Below are 1,250 nucleotides of genomic sequence, written 5' to 3'. Positions count from 1 at the left end.
AGGCATGAACATCTCAGCGTTCTCACAGCTTCAACTCAACGCGATCGCGAGACAATTGAACGAGAGGCCACGCAAAACGCTCGGCTTCCACACACCCGCTGAGATGTTCAGCGAATGTGTTGCATCGACCGGTTGAATCCGCAGCTGCTAGCCGTCATTCGATGACTAGGCTCAGTTCGCCTGATAGCCGACGTTCGCCGCGCGCATTGCTGCGATCACCGGGCCACGATCAGTTGTTGATGTTGACTCTGACCTCGATAGCAACGACCATCCGCCCCGGTGCGTTTGCACCGGGGAAGAGGATCTAGATGAAGGCATTGCATTCTTTGTTGAGGGGCGCAGGTGCGGGCGCGTTGCTGCTTCTCTTGCTTGTGGCGGGCTGCGGCGGCGGAGGTGGCGGCGGAGGCGCAGCAATTCCACTTGCAACAACGGACGCCACGGGCACTACGACTCCGGTTCAGCAACCCACGAGCGGCCGCGTTGTTTCGCAGAGCATCAAGTCGGCAAAGACTGGCGCGACATACAACGTCGAGGTGTTCATTCCTGCGTCCTACGACGCGAACTCCGACCCGTATCCAACCATATACGCCCTCGACGGCGACGCAACGTTCAACCTATCGGAGACACGTTTCACCAACTTCAGATCGATCCTCGAAAAGCGTGGCACAAAGGCAATCCTGGTGGGTATCGGCGGAACGGTCAGGAGGCAAGAGGACTATAACCTTCCAGGTGCCATCGCATACCACGACTTTCTGTCACTCGAGCTGATCCCATTGATCGAGGCACGATACCGTGCGGACCCGAAGAAGAGAATGTTGTCGGGCTTGTCAACGAGTGGCAACCTCGCGGCGACTGCACTGTTCCTTGAAGGAGCTAAGGAGCTCGTTTTCTCGTACTTCATCTCCTCGGAAGCTGCATTCTGGCAACAGCTCCAGGATGTGGAAGCGCTCGAACAGAAGATGTTTGACTCCCTTGCTGGGAGGCCACTTCCTGCTACTCTGATTCTGGCCCAGTGCAGCGATGAGCGAAGCTGCAACACGAAGTACGTACATGCGATGTACACACGAATGGCAGCTCGCAACTATGTCGGTCTGAACCTAATCGAGACCTACTTCCCCGCAAACGGCCATGCAAACATGGACCTGCCGGCTTTTGAGGATGCAATCAGTAGGATAGTTGGGCCCTGAAGCCGCCGCTTGGTTGAGGCGTGATTCGTAGCGCCTGAGCAGCATGTCAGCGCGACGGGTTGC

At 57.0% G+C, this 1,250-nt stretch carries 1 protein-coding gene and 1 pseudogene; both read left to right on the top strand.

All coding sequences use genetic code 11. From position 1 onward, the window contains the following. Positions 1-136 (top strand): annotated as a pseudogene (locus EJI01_RS28320) (IS30 family transposase); the annotation flags it as partial. 172 nt (positions 137-308) lie between these two features. Continuing rightward, positions 309-1,187 (top strand): alpha/beta hydrolase, encoded by an 879-nt coding sequence (locus tag EJI01_RS28315; protein ID WP_126840406.1) that lies wholly within the window; start codon positions 309-311, stop codon positions 1,185-1,187. Positions 1,188-1,250: the final 63 nt, after the last annotated feature.

This window comes from Variovorax sp. MHTC-1, from assembly GCF_003984645.1.
In the GTDB taxonomy this organism is placed as follows: Bacteria; Pseudomonadota; Gammaproteobacteria; order Burkholderiales; family Burkholderiaceae_C; genus Variovorax.
Note: the sequence above shows the minus strand (reverse complement) of the source record. Positions and strands in the feature narration are given on the sequence as shown.

What these genes read in the sequence shown, in the direction of transcription:
- EJI01_RS28315 (WP_126840406.1), top strand. Translation starts at nt 309, where the DNA reads ATGAAGGCATTGCATTCTTTGTTGAGGGGCGCAGGTGCGGGCGCGTTG.